Here is a 20,855-nt window from a genome sequence, read left to right on the forward strand (position 1 = left end):
AAGACGATAAGGGAGGCAGTACGAATCATGTTGGAATCCCGTGTTGTGACCGGCAAGGTGATCGATATTCGTGACGGCAAGGTGTTTACCTTACACGGAGATATGGTCAGCACCTATCATTTGGGATACTACGAGATGACGAACGAGGAGATTCTCCCTGTCACGGACAGTCAGCAGGCGGCAGCGCCCGCCGCGGGCTTCATGGCGGAAGAATCTTCCGTGTCCTCCGGCTGGCTCGGCAGGGAATGGAAACCGCTGGCCAGTTTCATAACCGCATGGAGAAAGAGTGCAAATCGAGCCTGATTTGCGCTCTTTTTTTGACTTTTTAAGCCTGTCTGTCCAGGTAATATGCAATGAGAAATTCATGTGAGTTTTATATTTCAAAAGTCATATTGACTTGGGTCCGATGCGGTGTAGAATGAGGTCAAAAGGAAGTTTGATCAGCCCATTTGAAGACATCGAAGGAGTGTATCAACATCAAGGCTGTCCAGGTTATTCACAAGCCGCGCAAACAGGTTTCGCATCAACGCAAACATTTGATGACGGCCACATGGGAAGGGGTTCCGGCGATCATTTTGCAGACGCTGCTGGGCGGTCCCTTCTTGACAGGATACTTATTGTACTTAGGCGCGGAATCCAGTGAGGTTGGTTTTGTTCTGGCCGTCACCACGCTGTTCAACGTGCTTCAGATTCTGGTTGCGTACCTGATCCAGCGCTTGCAGTACCGCAAGAAAGCAATGATTGTGTTTACCTTTATGCACCGCATGTTGTGGGGGGCTACGGGCCTGATCCCGTTTATTTTCCCGGAACGATGGTGGGTTCCGGTGTTTATGATCCTTTATATGGGCGCCTTTATTGCCAATACCGTATCCGGCATGCTGTGGACCTCGCTGATTAGCGACATGGTGCCGGCCAAAGTGCGGGGGCGTTATTTCGGCATACGCAATACCATCCTGAATGCGCTCGGAGCCCTGACCCTGTTTGTTGGCGGGATCATCCTGGACCGTTATCCCGGCGGCGGGGGCTTCCTGATTCTGTTTATGATTTCTTGGATTGCCATCGCTGCGAACTTATCCATGTTCTTCTTGTATCCTGATCCTCCCTTCGAGCATTCGAGCGAGCGTCAGTTTAGGGCGATGATCCGCAAGCCGCTGTCGGATACGACGTTTATCAAATCTACGCTGTTTCTGGCTGGTTGGCTCTTTCTGCAGACGTTGATTGTTCCGCTCTATTCGTACGCCATGCTGGACGTTCTGCATATTTCGTATTCGATCGTATCCATCATGACCGTTGCGCAGACCGTGATCATGATGACCGGTTTCTACGTATGGGGAAATTTGAATGCGCGTTTCAGCAACAGAACCTTGCTCTATTGGACATTGCCGCTGATTGCGGGGTCGTGCTTGACATGGGGCTTGCTGTCCGTCCTGCCCGTAATTCCGGTGCTGCTGTTATCGCATATGCTGCTTGGTGCCGGCGTAGGCGGCTTTAACCAGCTTGCCTTTAACTTCATGATCGGAGATACGCCGAAAAGCGAACGGCCGATGTTCATTGCCGTATACTCCTCCATCACGGGGTTTGCCTCTTTTCTCGGTCCCATGCTGGGCGGTCTCATATTCAAAGGGATTGCACATGCGCCCGACTGGGTATCCCGATATGGTTTTCAAACCGCGGTGGGCGTGTTGATGGTACTGATTGCTTTGACGGTGGGGCGGAGAGTGCTTCGTTCCGCTTAGAAGAACGGCAGGCAGCCGATGTCTTTCATGTCATGGATATTTCATATGATGAACGAAAAGGAGGGGTTTCGTTGGGAAAGGTTGCACTCGTAGTCGGGGCCACGGGGCTTGTGGGGCGTTCGGTAACCGACGAGCTGCTGGGCCGCGGGGAGCTTGATGAGGTGCGCGTGCTGGTGCGAAGACTCCCGGAGGTCACGCATCCCAAGCTGCTGCCCATCCTGGTGGAGTGGGATCAGCTGGAACGATACGGCGACGCTTTTTCCGGCGTCCATAGCGTGTATTGCTGTCTGGGGACCACAATCAGGAAAGCGGGGTCCCAGCAGCAGTTCCGTAAAGTGGATGTGGACTATGTCATCAAGACGGCAGAGCTGGCCAAGCAGAACGGAGTGAAGCAATTTATGGCGGTCAGCTCCGTAGGCGCCAATCCGAAGGTTCGTAATTTCTATCTTCGCACCAAGGGAGAGGTTGAAGAACGATTGGCCGGAATCGGTTTCCGAGGACTGCATCTGTTCAGACCGTCGTTATTGCTGGGGGATAGGCCCGAACGGCGGTTTGGGGAGCGGGCGGCTTCGCTTCTAATGACTTCCCTCGACTTTGCATTCAGGGGTCCGAAGCTTGCCCCATACCGGGCCATTCCGGCGCAGAAGGTCGCCAGGTCCATGGTGAACATCGGTCTAACGGATATGAAAGGCCATCATGTATACACCAATGAAGTGATGCATGTTCTAGGCGAGGCCGCTGATTAAATTTGCCAGAGAACCCGCGGCGGATTACAATGTACACATATAGGAATACATAGAAAGGGTGATATATCATGAGTAAACATATCATATCGACCGACAAAGCCCCGGGAGCCATCGGACCATACAGCCAAGCTGTAGAAATCAACGGATTCGTATATACTTCAGGCCAGCTGGGATTGAATCCGGAAACAGGAGAATTCGGTGAAGGGGTCCAGGAACAAGCGAAGCTTTCGCTCAGCAATGTCAAGGCAATCCTTGAAGCTGCCGGGACAAGCCTGGATCAAGTGGTTAAAACCACGGTATTCCTGAAGGATATGAACGATTTCGCGGCGGTGAACGAAGTGTACGGCAGTTTCTTCTCCGAGCCGTATCCTGCGCGCAGTGCCGTGGAGGTTGCTCGTCTGCCGAAGGACGGATTGGTAGAGATCGAGGTTATAGCCGTTAAGAATTAAACGATATGAACGTACAAGGAGCTTTGCCTGCGTCGGCAAAGCTCCTTTTGCTTGTTCTAAATCCTTTCGATGAAAATTCTGAAGAACGAGCCGATGAATCCGCGCTTTAATACCGGGATCGTCTCCGATTGCGCGTGAAGAAGAGCCATACGGCAAATACAAACAAGATGATCGAGAGCACGAAGGCGGTCATTAAAATACTGTCGGTCTCCCGATGCTCGGCGGCGATGGCGATGTAAGCCCAGGTGAAGACCAGCGGCACGATGCCGTCCCGGTATCGCAGTCCGATCAGGATGGCGAGTAAAGCGCCTACGCAGAGCAGGGCGATACCCAAAGCGGACTCGCGCAGCCCGAAGAGGCTCCAGCCATTCTTTTGGAACACGATCCCGACATTAACGATAAAGGCAGGGCACACCCAGCCGATATATAGGCTGAACGGCAGCTTCAGGCAGAATCTCTCGCCGGGCGTCGGATAGTCTATCGCATGCGTGCGCACATATAGAACCCATAGGGTCAGCAGCAGCAATAACATCACAACGACAGACCATTCAATATACAAATAGTGCCATAGTACAAGCCATGCCATATTGAATACGCAGCTGAGAATAAACCATGGACCGATGGATTTGACGGAATCCCGGTTTCCGGAGTCGCGGCGCAGCTGGTAGATGACAAAAAAGAGCAGCAGCACATAGATGACGGACCATATGGAAAAGGCATACCCTGCGGGAGTGATCGCCGTATAATACATATCCGATATCTCCCCGGTCGTTCTGCCGCCCAGCGGCAGCATGCCCGATAACATGTTCACGGTGATAACCCCGAGGAAGAACAGCAGATTCCACCAGCGGTACGGGTTCGTGCGGTACATACAATCTCCTCCTGATATCAGTCTGGACTATATAGAATATACCCAAAAGAATGGATAACGAGCCAGCAGCCAAAAGAAAGGGGGGGATAGTTTCCTTAATTCATATGCTTCTTGCGATATTCGTTCGGCGTGAAACCCTCCATCTTCTTGAACACTTTGCTAAAATATTTCTCGTCCTGGTAACCGACCATCTCCGCGATCTGGGCAATCCGAATTTGGGGATTGAGCAGCAGCGTTTTGGCTTTCTCGATTCGAATCCGACCGAGGAAATCCGATAACGTCACGCCGAATTCCTGCTTGAATTTACGGGAAATGTACTCCCTGCTAAGAAAGAACTTGCCTGCGATCTGCTGCAGCGAAATCTCATCATGATAGTGCTGCTCCAAATATTGGGCTATGTCATGAATGATGTGATTGTCCTTCGAATGGATCTGGGTAAGGACCCGGGATGCCGCATAGAGCCTTCCGCTGATCTGTTCGCGCCAGCGGTCCCAGCAAATCATGCCATCCTCGCTGTAAGGGAGGGCGGAGGGAAGGTCCTGCGAAATTTCAGCGTCCTCAACGGGCTCCTGCGTGCTTTTCACTTCATTTTCCGTCCAATGATACTGGATCCAGTCCCATTCCGAATTCCACCTCATCAGATGCTCGGGAGAAACAAGATCCCTCTCGCGAACCTCCTGCAGCCACTCTGCCGTGGCCGCCTCGATGCGCTCCTTGCTCCCGCTGAGCGCGGCCAGCTTGAATTCCTCCTCGTAGGAGGAGAGCCGCAAGGTGCGCGAGCCCTCGCTTTCGACGGCGCGCTCACGATGGATGTGGCACTTGCCGGTCAATAGATTACGGCTGCACAGCGCTTGGACTGCAGTCGAATAAGCCTTGGGCAGATCTTGGGGAAAAGCGCCCGCTTCGGCGGCGCCGAAATGGCTCCGCCTGCGAAGGGTGGAGAAGAACCCGTCATTGATTCGATCCAGCAGGTCGTTAAAGGGAAGACGTGGATTCCAACAGAGCAGGATGATTTCTCCGGGCTTGTCGATATGCCGGAAGGCTATTCCGCGATCCTTCAACAGCTCATTACAAATGTTGATGAGGGTGAAGGACAGCAGATGCCGCCTATTGCGGAATTTGGACAGCAAAGCTTCGTCAAATTGATCGTCGCGGAGCACGGCAACGTTGCAAGCCATGCCGGTTTCGGGCAGCGTCATCCGTTTCCGCAATTGAGAGACGACGCTTTCCCTGCTGCCGTAGCCGTTCACGAGATCCGAGAGCAGGCGGTCCATATAGAATGGGGTCATCTGATTCATTTCAATATTTTGATTGGTCATATGCCGCCGTTTCTCTTCCTCAAGCCGCCAGGTTTCAACCGCTTTGGCCAGCGCCTCGTTCAAGCTGTCCGGATCCACGGGCTTGAGAATATAATCGATGCCTCCCGAACGGATGGTATGGCGCACATATTCAAAATCATCGTATCCGCTGATGACAAGCACTTTAATATCCGGTTTCGTGGCATGCAGCCAGGTCAGCAGCTCAAGTCCGTTTTTGCGGGGCATCCGCATGTCGGTCAGGACAATCTGCGGTTTCTTCTCCTCGATTAGCCTTACCGCTTCCTCGCCGTCGGCGGCCTGGTCGATCTCCGTTATGCCATGCCGTTCCCAGTCTGCCAGAAGCCCTATAGCTTCCCGAACGTGCTGTTCGTCATCTACGATCAATACTCTCATTCTAGTGTTCACTCTCCCGTGGTTTAATATCGAGCGTAACCTTGACGCCGTGGGGCTCTGCATTCTCTATGGTTAATTCAGCATGATTGTTGGAGTACAGGTTCAACCGCATGTATACGTTCAACAGCCCGATAGAATCTTCGCCGGCATCGTTTCGGTCAGGGTGATGAAAGGCCGTCTCAAGTTTGCCGCGGATCGAGGCGAGCTCCGCCTCCTCGATGGAAGCCCCGTTATTCTCAATGACAACGATCAAGCGGCCATCCTCCGCGATGCGGGTGGAGATGGAGATGCGGCCGACGCCGGCGTGCGTGTTCATGCCATGCTTGAAATAATTCTCAACGATCGGCTGCAGGATCATCTTCGGAACCGGGGTCGTGAGGCTTTCCGGATCCACATCCCAGATGATTTCCAGCTGATCGCGGAACCGCTGTTTCTGCAGCTCAAGGTACAGCCGCACATGGTTGATCTCATCCTGAAGCGTCACTTTGCCCTCGCTGTTGCGCATATTGTAGCGCATCATATTCGCCAGCGAAGAGAGCAGGGAATAGATCCTCGGCACGTTGTGCTGCAGGGCCAAGGTGCCGATGGACTGGAGCGTATTGTATAGAAAATGTGGATCGATCTGGGCCTGTAGCGCCTTCAGTTGGTTGGTTTTATTGGCGATTTCCAACCGGTACTCGCGCAGGATCAGGTTGTTGATGGTATCCATCATCGTTCGGAAGCGTCGGGACAGAATTCCGATCTCATCCGGGCTTGTCACGTCAATATTCACGTCGAGCCGCCCGGTTTTCACCTGATTCATATAGGTTGTGAGCTGTTTAATGGGTTTTGTGATTCGAATCGATATCCATAATGTGCCGAATATGACAATGAATAGCGCTAAAATCGCAATAATCGCGTTAATGCTCGTTAATTCCGTCGAATGTTTGTACAGCGTTTGGTGCGGAATTTGCTTGACGAGCGTCCAGGGTGCGTAAGGCAAATCGAGCTTCTCATAGACAATCATCGCATCCTCGCCGTCATAATATCCTCTTTCCGCTTGAGCGATGACGTCCATAAGCTCAGGATCGTCCAGTGCTTGACCTCTCTGCTGCGGATCCGGACCGTATATGATGCTGCCGCTGCTATCAATCAAGTATAGCGCCTCTTCCCCTTTAGCATACAGCTGATCGCATATGGCCAAGATACTGTCGAGTTTCACGTCAATGGCCATGAGGGCATATTGGTCCGGCGCAGGCACGTTGGTGATGGATCGGTAGAAGGTGATCACCTCAAAATCCAGGATGTCCGCGGGCCGCGGAGGGAACCCGTAACTATGCACCTGATGGACGGGCTCGATGGCTGTATTGCCTTCGCCGAACTCTTCTATTTTGCGGTACGGAGCCTGCCGGAATTCCCTTCTTGGCAGATTGCTGGATATCTGGGTGGATTGTCCCGTCAATTGATTGTGCAGATAAATCTGGTGAACGTCCTGCGTGCCCGTTTGGATGGCCTGCAAGGTTGCATACAGCTCGGCTACGACCCGGTGGTTATCGGGATCCAGGGCAAGGTTGCGCAAAAAATGGGGATCCGAATAAACGGACAGCGACGCGCGGTCGATGCCGCGCAGATAGTTCATCAGATTGGTCGCTCCTTGATAGATCAGCCGCACATTTTCGTTCACCGTCTGCTCCTTCACGGACTCCCGCGTATGCGTAAACGTGATGATTAACGAGAGCAGGAGCGGGATGGTCGTGACGGCGAGCATGAACGTGATCAGCCGGGTCTGGATGCTGCGATATTTCATGAAGGATCACCTCGGAATTATCGAATGGGCATAAGCGCGTATGGTCAATATTTTACACCTAACGGTTCATGATTCTCCGTGTTTATTGTTTACAGGTTACCGCATAATAGCTGTACATCATACAACAACTTAACGAAAAGGGGAGATCAAGGGATGAATCGAAAAAAATCTTCGGCGCTGCTGCAGCAGTTTCTTTTCGTGGGGCCCTCCACCATATTTTTCATCCTCATCATGATCATTCCGTTCCTCCTGGGTCTTTATTATTCCTTCACGAACTGGAATGGCGTGTCAAGCAAAATCGATTTTGTCGGCTTTGATAATTTTGTTACCATCTTTACCAACGATGATAAATTCCGGGATGCTTTCTGGTTTACGACCCGGTTTACGGTGCTTGGCGTCATCCTTACGAATCTTCTAGGATTTATTCTGGCGTACTTTCTGACGAAGCCTTTGAAGACACGAAACGTGCTGCGGACGATCTTCTTCATGCCAAACGTCATCGGCGGCCTGCTGCTCGGTTTCATCTGGCAGTTTATCTTTGTGAAAGGGTTTGCGGCGATCGGCAATGCCACGAACCTCGGATTCTTTAACCTGCCTTGGCTCGGCACGAAGGGAACTGCCTTTTGGGCAATTGTAATCGTTTTTGTATGGCAGACGGCGGGGTACCTGATGGTCATCTATATCTCCTCGCTTAACAATGTGCCAAAGGATATTCTGGAGGCTGCCGAAATCGACGGGGCGAGCAGGGGGCAGGTACTGCGGTCCATTATCATCCCGCTTGTCATGCCGGCGGTTACGGTATGTTTGTTCCTGGCGATCTCCTGGTCATTCAAAATGTTCGACCTGAACCTATCCCTGACCAAAGGCGGCCCGTTCGGCTCGACCGAGTCGGTGGCCATGAATATTTACAACGAGGCCTATACGAATAACCGTCTCGGACTCGGAACGGCGAAGGCGGTCATATTCTTCATCGTGGTTGCCATCATAACAAGCCTGCAAGTTCGATTCACGAAGAGCAAGGAGGTTGAAGCCTAATGGAGACTACAAGAAAATACCGGCTGAACACCATGGCCACCGAGATCATCATGGTCATCGTGGCATTGCTCTTCCTAGTCCCGTTCTACTTCCTGTTCGTGAACTCCGTCAAAACCTTCGGCGAGCTGTTAACCGATTCGGCGGGGCTTCCGACTACGTTCGAATGGAGCAACTATTCACGGGCGTGGGACATTACCAACTTCCCGCAGGCGTTCTGGAATTCGCTGGTCGTTACGGTGGCGAGCAACTTGCTGCTGGCGATGTTAAGCGCCATGACCGCTTACCAGATGGTTCGCCGCAACACGCGTTTTAACCAGATCATGTTTGCGCTGTTTGTGGCGGCGATGGTCATTCCATTCCAATCGATCATGATTCCGCTCGTGAAAGTGACGGCAACGCTCGGCATTAACAACAGCTTGTACGGACTGATTATCTGTTACCTGGGCTTCGGGGTTCCGCTGAGCGTATTCCTGTTCCATGGCTTCGTGAAATCGATCCCGATGGAGATCGAGGAAGCCGCGACCGTGGATGGCTCCAGCGGGTACGGCGTATTCTTCCGGGTGGTTTTCCCGCTGATGAAGCCGATGTTCGTGACGGTGATCATCCTGAACACCTTGTGGATATGGAATGACTACCTGCTGCCGTCCCTGATTCTGCAGTCTGCCGAGCTTCGGACGATTCCAATTGCTACTTTTGCCTTTTTTGGGCAGTATACCAAGCAGTGGGACTTGGCCCTCCCGGCGCTGGTGCTGGGGATCATGCCGGTCATTCTGTTCTTCCTGGCCATGCAGAAGTACATCATTGAGGGAATTACGCAAGGAGCGGTGAAGGGATAACCGCCAAACGGTCAATTCCTTCCCCCTCAAAGATCAATATAATACCTGATCTAACGAAAATAGGTTGATTATACTGAAAAAGTAAACGCTATCAACGCATGCTGGACACGATGTTATAGAAGAAAAGGGAGGTTTTACAATGAAGAAATACGGTAAGCTGCTCCTGGTCATGGTTTTGGCTTTCTCCACGCTGCTTGCAGCCTGCGGCGGCAACAACGAGGACGGCCAAGGTGCTGAAGGCGGTGCCGAGGGCGGAACGAAAACGATTAAGATTTTTCAATTTAAAGTCGAAATCGCCGAGGCTTTGAACAAACTGAAGGCCGAGTACGAAAAAGAGCATCCCGGCATCAAGCTGGATATTCAAACGGTTGGCGGCGGCTCCGATTACGGTGCGGCGCTGAAGGCGAAATTCGCTTCCGGCGATGAGCCCGACATTTTTAACGTCGGCGGATACCGCGATCTGGAGACATGGTTTGAGAATGTCGAGGATCTCTCGGACCAGCCATGGGTGAAGGACGTTGTTGACGTTGCCAAAGAACCCATGACAAAAGACGGTAAACTGTACGGACAACCGATGACCATCGAAGGTTACGGATTCATTTATAACAAAGACTTGTTTGAGCAAGCGGGAATCACCGAACTCCCTAAGACACTCACGGAGCTTGAGGAAGCTGCCAAAAAGCTGCAAGCGGCTGGGATTACGCCATTCGTGAACGGATACCAGGAAACCTGGATTTTGGCCAACCACTTGCTGAACATTCCGTTCGCCCATCAGGAAGATCCCGATGCATTCGTCAAAGGAATGAATGAAGGCACGGAGAAGCTGGTTGGCAACGCGAAGTTCGATGAATGGATGAGACTGTTCGACCTCACCGTCCAATACGGCCAGAAGAACCCGCTGACGACGGATTACAACACGGAAATCACGACCTTTGCCAGCGGTGAAGCGGCCATGACCCAGAACGGGAACTGGACGCAGGTGCAGATCGACGGCATCAACCCGGACTTGAACATCGGCCTTCTGCCGATGCCGATCAATGACAACGCCGAAGAGAACGACAAGCTTCCGGTCGGCGTGCCGAACAACTGGGTCGTGAACAACAAATCGAAGGTGAAGGACGAAGCCAAGGAATTCCTGAACTGGCTCGTCACTTCCGAGACCGGTAAACGCTACATTACGGAAGAGTTCAAATTCATCCCGGCACTGACCAGCATCGAGGCGAACAGCGAGACGCTTGGCGATCTGGGGAACGATGTCATGAAGTACAGCCAAGAGAACAAAGCGCTCAGCTGGGAATTCAACAAATTCCCGGACGGCGGCATGAATGAATTCGGCAGCCAGATGCAGGGTTATGTGGCTGGCAACGTGGACAAAACCCAATTGTTCGAAGGCATTCAGAAATCATGGGACAGCTTAAAGGCGAAGTAATCGCGAGGTCGGCACGATTGCCATCCGAATGATTATGGACGTCAAAAAAGACGGTGCAGGACGAACCTGCACCGTCTTTTTGTTGTGGAGGCTAATAATTATTGCGAATCAGCAGGTAAATAATAAGACCTACCACAGGGAAGAACAATAAACCCAGCACAACAAGAATCGCGAACTCGGGACTGCGCCCTTTCCGCCGGGCATCGTTATAACCCCATACGCAGACGGCAATGTGAAGAAGAAAGAAGAACAATCCCAGCAATAAAGCCGCAATCCCGAAAATACCAAAGCCTATAAAACCCATAAATGCAAGACCTCCCGAACTCTTAATGTATGATCTACATACGCCGGATCAGCGGAAGGGTCGCATAAAAAATGCAGGCTTCGAAAATTTGGGCGGCAAGAATCAACGGGAGACTGCATAAGAACAAGGATTTTTCATTACTCTATATAATAGAAGAATTCGCTATGCAATACATAGATCATAACGAAATAGTAAAAACATGGTATGATAAAGGTTGACGTTATTTTGGCACTGGCCATAATCCGTATCGTTTTGAAATTAGGTTGCTATCGTATAAGATAGTAATAATATCTATAAAGCAGGAAAAGACGGGAGACAACGATGAATCAACCGCTCTATGGCGTATGGTTAGGTGACGTATTCTTTTGTTTTTCCGGTGAGGTTTCGGAGCCCCGAGTGGATGCATGGAGCAGAGTGGTCCGAACCTTTCGCAAACCGGATGGAACCCGTCCCTTCGCTAACGCTTCCCTCCGGCTTGCCGAGCTCAGATATCCGGCCAAAGTCCTCGGATCGAAAAGCGCGCGGCGTCCGGAACGGAAGACGCTTGGCGGACGGACGATGGAAGGGCTTGCGCTGACACCGGGAGACGCATTCTCCATGCTGGTTTCGCTCGATCCCGAGCATACCCAAGCTCAGGGTTTGGCCATCGGCGAAGAAATGGAATATTGGGTGCAAGCGAGCAGATTCGCATTGGAGCTGTTATTGCAGGGGAAGTTTGCACCAGGGACGGCGGAGGTACCTTCCGCCGGAAGGCGCAAAACGTCGATGCACACGATAAAAGCGGTATGGAAACCGCAGCTGAATACCGAGGATACGGCCCGTTTTCTGCAGCTGGCGGCGAATATTCCTCCTATTGCCATCGGGACGCCTGCAGCGCTTGCCGGAACCGATCCTTCCACGCGGGAGGAAGCGGGGGCGATCGTGCTGTATTCTTTCCTGTGCGGCGTGATCGACAGTCAAGCCAGGGCTGCCGTCCGCGAATCGGAGGACAAGCTGAAGGCCTATCTGGCGAACTACCGGCGGGGACAATCCCCGCTTACCGAGCTGTGGTGGAACAGTCTGTTGACGGTCAGTCGGGATATTCCCATTCAAGGAACGGTGGAGGAAGTGGGCGAGCTTGAGGAAGCCGTAGAACGGGTTGGGGGGACCGTGTTCCCTTACGCCGGCGGGGAGGATCAGCCTCCTGAGAACGGAACCCTTGCCCTTGGGCTGCGGCTCGAACCGCCGCTGGAAGAGAGCCGGAAGGACTGGAAGGTAACCTTCTGGGCACGAAGCCAGGAGGATGAAGGCTTATTGATGCCGGTCCGGAGCGTATGGGGAAGTCCGGAATCCGATCAGCTGCTGCGCGGACGGATGTATGCTGGGGCCCAGCTACAGCTGCTCATGAGGCTGGGAGAAGCCGCGGCGCTGGCTCCCGAACTGTCGGAAGGCTTGTACGGGCGCGCTCCGGAGAGCGTCACCCTGCCGCTTGAGCGGTTGTCGACGTTCATGAAGGAATCGGTTCCGAGATTAACGGCGAGCGGCGTTACGGTTCAAATGCCGTCCCGCTGGAGCAGGGAAGGACGCCGCCGCGTCGGCTTATCCCTCAAAATGATGCCGGATGCAAGATCGTCAGGCGAAGCACAGTCGACGCCGGTGCTCGGAATGGAGCATCTGGTGAGCTTCCAAATATCCGCCGCGATGGGCGGCCATACCCTGACGCGCGAGGAATTGAAATTTTTGGCCGAACAGAATCTGCCTTACGTCCAGTTCCGCGGGGAATGGGTTGAGGTGGATTTGAAGGAGATCAATCAGGTGCTGCGCTTCATGAAACGCCACGAGAAGGGCGAGATGGAGCTGGCCGAATGGATGCACCTGAGCGCCGAAATGGATGGAGAGCGCCTGTGGAAGGGGCTCTTCATCGAAGAAGTGGAGACAACGGGCCTGCTGTCCTCCCTGCTGGACGGGGAAACGGTGCGCAAGCTGCCGTCCCGCCCGATCCCTTCCTCGCTTCACGGAGAGTTGAGACCGTATCAGGAACGGGGATATCAGTGGCTAAGCGTGATGCGCGATTTGGGATTTGGCGTTTGCCTTGCAGACGATATGGGGCTTGGAAAAACGGTGCAGGTCATCACTTGCCTGCTGGAGCGCCTCAATACCGAAGCCGCGGGAGACCCGGTGCTGATCATTTGCCCGACCTCGCTTCTGGGTAACTGGCAGCGGGAGATTCAGCGATTTGCGCCGGATCTGACCTTGCATGTGCACCACGGCGTCCGTCGTCTGCGCGGAGACGATTTCCTGCAGGAGGCGGCCGATCATGATATCGTGCTGACGACGTATCACTTGGCCGGAAGAGACGGCGGGGACTTATCCGCGATCCAGTGGTCGAGCGTGGTGCTCGATGAAGCCCAGTATATTAAAAATTATCGTACGAAGCAGGCGCAGAGCGTCATGAAATTATCCGCGCCGCACCGCATTGCGATGACGGGGACGCCGGTGGAGAACCGTCTGGCGGAGCTGTGGTCGATCTTCCATTTTCTCAATCCGGGATATCTCGGATCGTTTAACAGCTTCCGTCAGCGCTATGCGCCGGGTGAAGGGCAGCAGGAGAGATTCCGGGAGCTTCACAAGCTGGTTTCTCCATTCATGCTGCGCAGACTCAAGAGCGATCCGGACATCCGTAAGGATCTGCCGGAGAAGCTGGAACTGAAATCGTATTGTCCGCTGACCGAGGTTCAAGGCGCGATGTATCAAGCCGTCGTCGACGAGATGATGGGACAGATCGAGAGTCGGACGGGCATGGCGCGCAAGGGGCTTGTGCTTTCATCCCTCACCAAGCTGAAGCAGATATGCGATCATCCGCAGCTGCTTCGACGCGACGATGGACGCGCTGTGCGTCCCGAGTCCTCCGGGAAGATGGAGCGCATGCTCGAAATTCTGGACAGCATCGCGGATGTGGGAGAATCGGCGCTGATCTTTACCCAGTATGTGGGCATGGGCGAGCTGTTGGTGAGCATGCTTGGACGTAAATACGGAAAACAGCCGTATTTCCTTCATGGAGGGGTGCAAAAACGCGAACGGGATGAGATGGTACGGGCGTTCCAGGCAGGCGAGGGGACGGAGTTCTTTGTCCTGTCGTTGAAAGCCGGGGGCGTAGGCCTGAATTTGACCCGTGCGAACCATGTGCTCCATTATGACCGATGGTGGAACCCGGCGGTCGAGAATCAGGCGACGGACCGCGTATTCCGGATCGGGCAGAACCGCAACGTTCAGGTGCACAAGCTGATTTCCCAGGGAACGCTGGAGGAGAGGATCGACGAGCTGATCGAACAGAAGAAGGCGTTGTCCGAGCAGGTGGTCGGGTCGGGCGAAACCTGGCTGACGGAGATGTCGGACGGCGAGCTCCGCCAGCTGATCGAGCTTCAGGAGCAGGATTGGATGTAACCGAAAATGCCGGTCCGCGGATGGCATCATGCCTACCAGGCGTACCGGTACGCGAATGGAATGTAAGGAGGTGCGGGCTATGGAAACTGCGGGATTAGGCGAAGGGCTCAGACTCGAGATCGAACCGGGATGGTTGAAGGGAAAAGCGGACGGAGACATCGAATCTTCGGAGACTTATGAGGTCAGCGTGCAGGTGGAGAAATGGGATCCTGCCGCCCGCGAGGCGGTTCTGGCTTATCTGGAGGAAGACCCGCAGGCGCTGTACCGCCTGCTTGCAGGTCAGGGCGCCCCTTGGCTGGATGAACTGGCGCCATCCCCCCTGCGGGGTGGAGAGCTTGCAGCCGAAGCGCGCTGCACATGCGGCCGAGCGGCTTGCGGGCATGCCGCAGCCTTGTTGGCTGCCGCAGCCCGGCGCCTAGCGGCAGAGCCGCTCCAGCTGCTGACGCTGCTGGGGCTGCCGCGGGAAGCGCTGCTGGCCGGCGTCTTCGACGCCTGGGCCAAAGCAGCCCCGCCGCCGGCAGGCGGCTCCGCCGCGGAGTCGGCCGCCCGCGCGAAGGAGAAGGGACCGTCCGGTCCTTCTCCGGGCGAATGGGTGGCCGAAGCGGCGGCCGAGGGCCGCTTGCACCGGCCCGGCCCGCAGCTTAGCGAGCTGGCGGTGCAGCTGTCGCCGCCGCCTCCGGCGGATCAGCTCGGCCCGGCGGGCGACTGGACAGGCTTGCTGCCGGGCGTTCGCGGCGCGTCCAAAGCGCTTGCCCTGATCGCTCGCGGGGCGGCCAAGCAAGCGGACCAGAAGCGCCGCAGCTTGGAGCCGCCTTCGCCATAGCTTGGACATCCATTGCAGAATGGTATGGAATTCGATAAGAGCAGCGCCGTAAATCGAGGCAAGCTGCCGAATACCTGACGTAAACGGTGTAAATCCGTCATGATTCGTCAGCGGCTCGTTTGTCCTGTTTATTCCGAATAAGGTACAATGGGGGCAGGACAAACTGTGGGAAAGGAAGTAGCAGAGATGAATGCATTTTCGGGAAGAGGAATCCGGTTTACAAGCGTAATGCTGTCATCCCTGCTGTTAGCAGGGGCCATTCTGGCGGGATGCCAATCCGACGATGCCGGCTCCGGCAAGGAACAGGGGCAGGAATTGCAGTCGCCGGCCGAGGGCCAGGAAGGCAGCACGCTTCCTGAAGGCGGATCGGAGAACGGGGAAACGGGGGCTGAGAATCAGCCGGCGGATCCGGTCATGGCAAAGCGCAGCGAGAATGCACTCCAGGCCACCATCCAGGAGAGCGGGGGCAAGCAGGTCGTGACCAATGCGGAGGCCGTGACGGTAGTCGTGAACAAGCAGCGCAGCTTGCCGGACGGTTATGAGCCGAGCGATCTTGTAGAGCCGGATGTTCCGTTTTCTTTTGATGAGCCGCACGAGAAACGGCACCTGAGACAAGAAGCGGCGGACGCGCTCGAGGAATTGTTCGACGCGGCCAAAGCGGACGGCATCGAGCTTCGGGCCGTATCGGGATACCGTTCTTATGCCCGCCAAAAAACCATATATGAGAACAATGTTCGTACCAAGGGGGAAGCCGAGGCTAACCGCGTAAGCGCTGTGCCGGGTACGAGCGAGCATCAAACCGGCCTGACCATCGACGTATCCAGCCCTAGCGCGGGCAATGCGCTGGAGGAAACGTTCGGCCATACGGAGGAAGGACAGTGGCTGGCGAGCCGCGCGCCGGAATTCGGCTTTATCATTCGTTATCCGGAAGGGGCCGAGGATATTACCGGCTATGTATACGAGCCTTGGCATATCCGTTACGTAGGAAAGGATTTGGCACCGGATATCGCCGACAGCGGCCTGACGCTGGAGGAGTATTTCGACGAAGCGAACATTAAACTGTAAGCTGTGCTAATAGTCGTAGGATAAACGGGACTTTTTATCCTTGTACCGCGGCTTGCGAATCTATAAAGTAGAACAGGACCTGCGCAAGACCGGGCGATGTTCTAGTTATACAAAGGAATCCCGGAGCGGCTCGCTCCGGGATTCCTTTGTTTTTGGACTGAAGCATTCGGATTACTTATTCAGCGGCGAGTCTTCATAACCGGGATCATCGTAGCCGGTATCGTTCAGCTTGCCGATGATGTTCATATCCTCGATGGTTTTGCGGGTGCGTTCATCCCCATGTTCATGGAGAAAGGTGTAAAGATTAATCGTCCGTTCATCGTATTCCTCGGCGGCATCGTCATGATCTGCCGATTTATATGGGACGAACGTCCGTTTAAAAGCATACCGGTCGCTGCTGCTGACCTCATGGAGCAGCCCCCTCAGCTTCGAGACCTCTTCATCATCCATATATACGACATATTCGTTCGTATCGTTCGGTACATCCTGGATCAGGTTGTGATTGACTGAAACATAATACGTCTTTTTATCGTTTGTCATGATAAATCCCTCCAGACTTCGGCAGCTCAAGGCTGCACGGAATAGGATACGGGGTTTAAACCGGCCGCCGCCCCTTACTGTGCATTTTTCTAATCATATACACGTTCGGGGGCCGGATGAATCAGAAGCGAAGTTGGAAGGGGCTTCCTTTTTCACATGGGGCAAGGAATTTGGTATGATAGAATCACCATGACGGCAGTATACTGGACGATGAGGATCATATCATGACACATGAGCAAATCTGCGAACTGCAAAGAAACATGGGGCAGCCGGTTTATGGCTGGCTATAAATCGTTTATAACCTTGATGAAGAGATATGACAATGTGCCGGCGGACCGCCGGTGAATCGGGATATGAGAAAGAGGAGGATTCATAAATGAAGATTTTACAGAAACTCAAGGATGGAGCTAACCGCGCAACGGAAAAGGCGCAGCACGTGGTCGAAGTGAATAAGCTCAACAGCCAAATTTCCGAAATCGAACAGCAGAAGAACTCGTATTACCTGCAGATGGGTAAAGTATTCTATGAGGGCTACCGTCAGCAGGATATGTCGATTGCGGAAAAGGAGATGGTCGAGCTCGCGCAAACCTGCGATGGATTGCAGGAGCAAATCGAAGCGATACGGAACCGCATCGCGGTGCTCAAGAATGAACGGGTCTGCGAATGCGGACGCGTGGTCGCGCTGGACGCGAATTTCTGCCCGTATTGCGGAAACAAGCTTGCCAATTTGATTGACCCTGAGGAGTCAGCGCCGGAAGAGCCGCGGGAGCCCGAGCGCAAGAGCATGTTCGATAAACGCGAATATGCGGCGGCTGAAGAAATCCAGGAGGAACAGGACGATGTCCAGACCTATGATTATCGTCCGAATCCGGATCCGTACGAGCCCGACCTCTATGATCCTGAACCGGAACGCCAGCGCGAGGAGATCATCGAGCGGTCGTCTGAACCGGAGGTTGATCCTGAACGGCTGCGCCTCGAGCAGGAGGAGCAGGAGAGGGAACGCCGCCATTGGGAAGAGCTCGAGCGCGAGCGGGAGAGACAGCTGGAGCTGGACCGCCGCATTCGTTTCTGGCAGGAAAATAATCAAAGTCAAGACTACGTAGGAGACGATGAAGCGACCCGCGACATGGTGAAGTGCCAAATTTGCAGCGTCGACCTGCCGAAAGGCTCGAAATGGTGTCCGCGCTGCGGAGCTGAACAGATTTAAGAGATAGGGATTCGGACGATCATGCCCTTGCGCGATGAATAAAGGACAGTGTGAATGATAGAGCAAGCGTTCGAGCATCTATGGGAGGACTAATATTATGGAACAATTGCTGCATCATTTGCGCAATTTGGGATTTACGGAAATTGAGTCGAAGATTATGGTGGACCTTGCCGAGCATGGGCCTGCAGGCGGGTATGAGGTAGCTAAACGTTTGGGCGCTTCGCGTTCCAACGTTTATGCGGCCATGCAGCGTCTGGAGCGGCAGAGAGCGCTTGAGCGAATGGACGGGGAACCTGTCCGTTACCGTTCGCTGAAGCCGGAGGAATTGACGCGGATGATATCCGGGCGCGTGGAGGCATCCCTCGCTTTTGTTGAGAAGAGCCTGCCGCGGAGCAGCGGCACGGCCGCTCCCTTCCTTAGCATGGAGGGGGATCAGGCGGTGCTTGATGTGCTTGTACGGGAGCTGAAGCGGGCGAAACGGGAGATCGTCGTTGACGTCTGGCGCGAGGAAGCGTCGCTGCTCCGTGAGCCGCTGGCGGAAGCGGAGGCAAGAGGAGTGAAAGTGCTGTGGGCTTGCGATGGTCCAGATCAGGGACTCTCAAGAACTTTGGCGTGGCCTGGGTGGAGCGACCTTGCGGAGCGAAGGGCCGGTGGCCGGAAGTTCTCGTTTGTCGTCGATCGGCAATGGTGCATCTTAGGGATGCGCGGCGGGGACTATGATACGGGAGCGGTCATCACGGAGCATCCGGTCATGGCAGAGCTGCTCTTGCATCATTTTACCCAGGAGATGGTATTGTTCCAGTTGGAACAGGACATGGGCGAGCAGCTGGAAGCGCGTTACGGAGAACACTTTGGCCTGATTCAAAGCGAGTATCTTAATGCGGAGCCGGAGACTGAAGAGCAGGAAGAGCAGGAAGACCTGGCTGCGTCATCGATAACCCGCCCGCTGGCGGGGCATGAAGGCGATCCCGAAGAAGTGAACGGGGACTCCAATCGTAATACGGCCTAGGGGCACGTTGTAGATCATTGCCTTTCCGGAAGTGACTTTTGTCACAGTTAAGCATCATGTTTCATCGTAGAATGGAATAGACATAATGATTAGGAACGCCGGGATTCATCTTGGCGTTTATTTGCTTAAGACCGGCAACCCGCGTGAATGAAGGCCGAGATGGCAGGAGAACATGAATGAGACGGGTGTGAACGGATAACATAACAACCAAGAAGGGAGATGGATGAGCATGGAATGCATCGTTCATTTTACAGTCGGACATAAAGAAGGCCCCAAGAAGCTGCGGGGATTGATTTTTGTTGATAAGGGAGAGACTCCTACAGGTGAGCAGCTGCTCGATATGTTTCATGAAATGGAGTACCGGGTGGTGCCTGACCCGCATGATGAACTTCTCTTTAAACCGGAGAACGGCGCCGAAAGCTATACGTATATACGCGTGAATGAATTGGATATGGGGCAGGAGCGATATACGGAAGACCGTAATTTGAAGGCGCTGCTGAACGAGCTGCTGCCGAAACAACGCACGGGTTTGTAACTTCTTGATGCTATTTAGAACCATGCGAAGATCATAAGCCCTCCGCCTTCCGCCAACGTCCGCTGGGATTTGTAAAATCCGCTTGCTATAATGGATGTACGGAAGGGGATGGCGATGTTTATTATTGCAGGAATCGTGGCGCTTTTGATATACGGCTTGCTGGTTTATTATATTGGCCGAAGCGTATGGAGCTGGTTGAGGCCGGGGCCGTCCATGGCGCTCAAATGGGTATACATAGTCGTGCTGACCGTGGTATCGACATCGTTTATATCAGGACGGTTTTTCGGTAATCCAACCGTGCTGAATATTATAGGATCGTATTGGATGGCTATTTTTTATGTGCTGATTATCCTTCTCCCGTTGATGCACATCGTGTTATGGCTGCTGAGGATGACGGCATTGCGAAGAGACGGGCTGGAGAAGGCGGCGGTATCCGTCGTGCTGGTGCTGATGGTGATCGCGATCGGTTTCGGCTCCTTTAACGCTTATAGTCCAACCGTACGTGCTTACGATATTCAGGTGGACAAGGATGCGGGTACCATGGAGAAGCTGAATATCGTCATGGCGTCCGATATGCATTTCGGCGTCCTTTCTGGCAAGGCGCACGCTGAGCGCATGGTGAAGGAGATCAACGGATTGAAGCCGGATCTGGTGCTGTTTCCAGGCGATATTATTGATGATGATCTGGATGCTTATTTAAGCCAGGGGATAGATCGGATTTTGACCGGTATCCAGGCGACCTATGGCGTATATGCTTCGCTTGGCAATCATGACCGATTCGAAGGGGAGATTACGGAGCTGATATCGGCTCTCGAGGACAGCGGTATGACCGTGCTGTATGACGAGAAACTGACGGTGGAGGGCTTGACGCTGGTAGGCAGGCGGGATAAACAGGATCAGGACCGCGCAGATTTGTCCATGATCATGGAAGGGGCGGATTTATCCAAGCCGGTTTTTCTGCTCGATCATCAGCCGAATGCGCTGGACGAAGCACAGCAGCAGGGCGTTGATCTGATCGTGTCGGGGCATACGCACCGCGGTCAGGTATTCCCGGCGCATTTGATTACGAGGGCCCTGTTCGAGAACGATTGGGGATATCTGCAAAAAGGCCGGATGCATTCCATCGTGTCCTCGGGCTACGGCTTCTGGGGACCGCCGATTCGGCTGGGCTCCCGTTCCGAGATCGTGCAGATCCATGTTACGTTTCAATAGATGAAATTGTCGGAGAAAGCTACCGTTGAGGTGGCTTTTTTTTGATGTCAGATATATTAGGAAAATTATGTATCCAGATAGGACCGGATTATTGTATGATTTTTGCTAGAAATATCACTTAGGTATAGGGGGGTTAA

At 53.8% G+C, this 20,855-nt stretch carries 19 protein-coding genes; 14 read left to right on the forward strand and 5 right to left on the reverse strand.

Annotated features, from left to right (window positions below; genetic code table 11):
* The first annotated feature begins 27 nt into the window (after window positions 1-27).
* The 4 genes from MHH82_RS03645 (at window position 28) to MHH82_RS03660 (ending at window position 2,931) form a co-directional block, all read left to right on the forward strand.
* Window positions 28-303: a hypothetical protein gene (locus MHH82_RS03645; RefSeq protein ID WP_036664548.1), complete on the forward strand. Its 276-nt coding sequence runs from the start codon at window positions 28-30 to the stop codon at window positions 301-303.
* A gap of 146 nt (window positions 304-449) precedes the next feature.
* Window positions 450-1,736, forward strand: a complete 1,287-nt coding sequence (locus MHH82_RS03650) for an MFS transporter (protein ID WP_036664546.1) — start codon at window positions 450-452, stop codon at window positions 1,734-1,736.
* A 71-nt stretch (window positions 1,737-1,807) separates the two neighbouring features.
* Window positions 1,808-2,482 (forward strand): NAD(P)H-binding protein, encoded by a 675-nt coding sequence (locus tag MHH82_RS03655; RefSeq protein ID WP_340963383.1) that lies wholly within the window; start codon window positions 1,808-1,810, stop codon window positions 2,480-2,482.
* A gap of 68 nt (window positions 2,483-2,550) precedes the next feature.
* Window positions 2,551-2,931, forward strand: coding sequence for a RidA family protein (locus MHH82_RS03660; protein ID WP_009593048.1), 381 nt, complete (start codon window positions 2,551-2,553; stop codon window positions 2,929-2,931).
* 106 nt (window positions 2,932-3,037) lie between these two features.
* Here MHH82_RS03660 and MHH82_RS03665 read toward each other — a convergent pair whose 3' ends face one another.
* The 3 genes from MHH82_RS03665 to MHH82_RS03675 form a co-directional block, all read right to left on the reverse strand.
* A complete protein-coding gene (locus tag MHH82_RS03665) occupies window positions 3,038-3,802 on the reverse strand; it encodes a tryptophan-rich sensory protein (protein ID WP_145039899.1) in 765 nt (254 codons plus the stop codon).
* Between the two features lie 95 nt (window positions 3,803-3,897).
* Complete coding sequence (locus tag MHH82_RS03670; protein WP_012818894.1) at window positions 3,898-5,514, reverse strand: response regulator; 1,617 nt, start codon at window positions 5,512-5,514, stop codon at window positions 3,898-3,900.
* Between the two features lies 1 nt (window position 5,515).
* Entirely contained in the window at window positions 5,516-7,300 is a 1,785-nt protein-coding gene (locus tag MHH82_RS03675; RefSeq protein WP_012818895.1) for a sensor histidine kinase, read from the reverse strand.
* 153 nt (window positions 7,301-7,453) lie between these two features.
* Between MHH82_RS03675 and MHH82_RS03680 the strand changes: the two genes are divergently transcribed.
* From MHH82_RS03680 to MHH82_RS03690, 3 genes are all read left to right on the forward strand, one after another.
* Window positions 7,454-8,335 carry a carbohydrate ABC transporter permease gene (locus tag MHH82_RS03680; RefSeq protein ID WP_009593034.1) on the forward strand — a complete coding sequence of 294 codons (882 nt, stop codon included), beginning with the start codon at window positions 7,454-7,456 and terminating at the stop codon, window positions 8,333-8,335.
* Window positions 8,335-9,171 (forward strand): carbohydrate ABC transporter permease, encoded by an 837-nt coding sequence (locus MHH82_RS03685; protein WP_012818896.1) that lies wholly within the window; start codon window positions 8,335-8,337, stop codon window positions 9,169-9,171. Before MHH82_RS03680 ends, MHH82_RS03685 begins: the two co-directional genes overlap by 1 nt.
* Before the next feature lie 139 nt (window positions 9,172-9,310).
* Complete coding sequence (locus MHH82_RS03690) at window positions 9,311-10,600, forward strand: ABC transporter substrate-binding protein (RefSeq protein WP_012818897.1); 1,290 nt, start codon at window positions 9,311-9,313, stop codon at window positions 10,598-10,600.
* A gap of 91 nt (window positions 10,601-10,691) precedes the next feature.
* Here the strand turns inward: MHH82_RS03690 and MHH82_RS03695 are convergent, their stop codons facing one another.
* A complete protein-coding gene (locus MHH82_RS03695; protein WP_012818898.1) occupies window positions 10,692-10,904 on the reverse strand; it encodes a PLDc N-terminal domain-containing protein in 213 nt (70 codons plus the stop codon).
* Window positions 10,905-11,225: 321 nt separating this feature from the next.
* Here MHH82_RS03695 and MHH82_RS03700 point away from each other — a divergent pair, with 321 nt between their 5' ends.
* The 3 genes from MHH82_RS03700 to MHH82_RS03710 all read left to right on the forward strand — a co-directional run bounded on the left by MHH82_RS03700 (window position 11,226) and on the right by MHH82_RS03710 (window position 16,215).
* On the forward strand, window positions 11,226-14,327 hold the full coding sequence (locus MHH82_RS03700; protein ID WP_145040768.1) for a DEAD/DEAH box helicase: 3,102 nt from the start codon (window positions 11,226-11,228) through the stop codon (window positions 14,325-14,327).
* Window positions 14,328-14,382: 55 nt separating this feature from the next.
* The gene (locus tag MHH82_RS03705) at window positions 14,383-15,150 is read left to right on the forward strand and encodes a hypothetical protein (RefSeq protein WP_340963403.1); all 768 of its coding nucleotides are present in this window, start codon (window positions 14,383-14,385) and stop codon (window positions 15,148-15,150) included.
* A gap of 186 nt (window positions 15,151-15,336) precedes the next feature.
* Entirely contained in the window at window positions 15,337-16,215 is an 879-nt protein-coding gene (locus MHH82_RS03710) for a M15 family metallopeptidase (protein ID WP_036664536.1), read from the forward strand.
* A 171-nt stretch (window positions 16,216-16,386) separates the two neighbouring features.
* Here MHH82_RS03710 and MHH82_RS03715 read toward each other — a convergent pair whose 3' ends face one another.
* Window positions 16,387-16,755, reverse strand: coding sequence for a hypothetical protein (locus tag MHH82_RS03715; protein WP_012818902.1), 369 nt, complete (start codon window positions 16,753-16,755; stop codon window positions 16,387-16,389).
* A 376-nt stretch (window positions 16,756-17,131) separates the two neighbouring features.
* Here MHH82_RS03715 and MHH82_RS03720 point away from each other — a divergent pair, with 376 nt between their 5' ends.
* From MHH82_RS03720 to MHH82_RS03735, 4 genes are all read left to right on the forward strand, one after another.
* Window positions 17,132-17,962, forward strand: a complete 831-nt coding sequence (locus MHH82_RS03720) for a zinc ribbon domain-containing protein (RefSeq protein WP_012818903.1) — start codon at window positions 17,132-17,134, stop codon at window positions 17,960-17,962.
* Between the two features lie 97 nt (window positions 17,963-18,059).
* Window positions 18,060-18,971 carry a TrmB family transcriptional regulator gene (locus MHH82_RS03725; RefSeq protein ID WP_340963410.1) on the forward strand — a complete coding sequence of 304 codons (912 nt, stop codon included), beginning with the start codon at window positions 18,060-18,062 and terminating at the stop codon, window positions 18,969-18,971.
* Between the two features lie 223 nt (window positions 18,972-19,194).
* Complete coding sequence (locus MHH82_RS03730; RefSeq protein WP_009593441.1) at window positions 19,195-19,506, forward strand: hypothetical protein; 312 nt, start codon at window positions 19,195-19,197, stop codon at window positions 19,504-19,506.
* A 114-nt stretch (window positions 19,507-19,620) separates the two neighbouring features.
* Entirely contained in the window at window positions 19,621-20,718 is a 1,098-nt protein-coding gene (locus tag MHH82_RS03735) for a metallophosphoesterase (protein ID WP_186326545.1), read from the forward strand.
* The last annotated feature ends 137 nt before the right edge of the window (window positions 20,719-20,855 follow it).

This window comes from Bacillus sp. FSL K6-6540 (assembly GCF_038007545.1).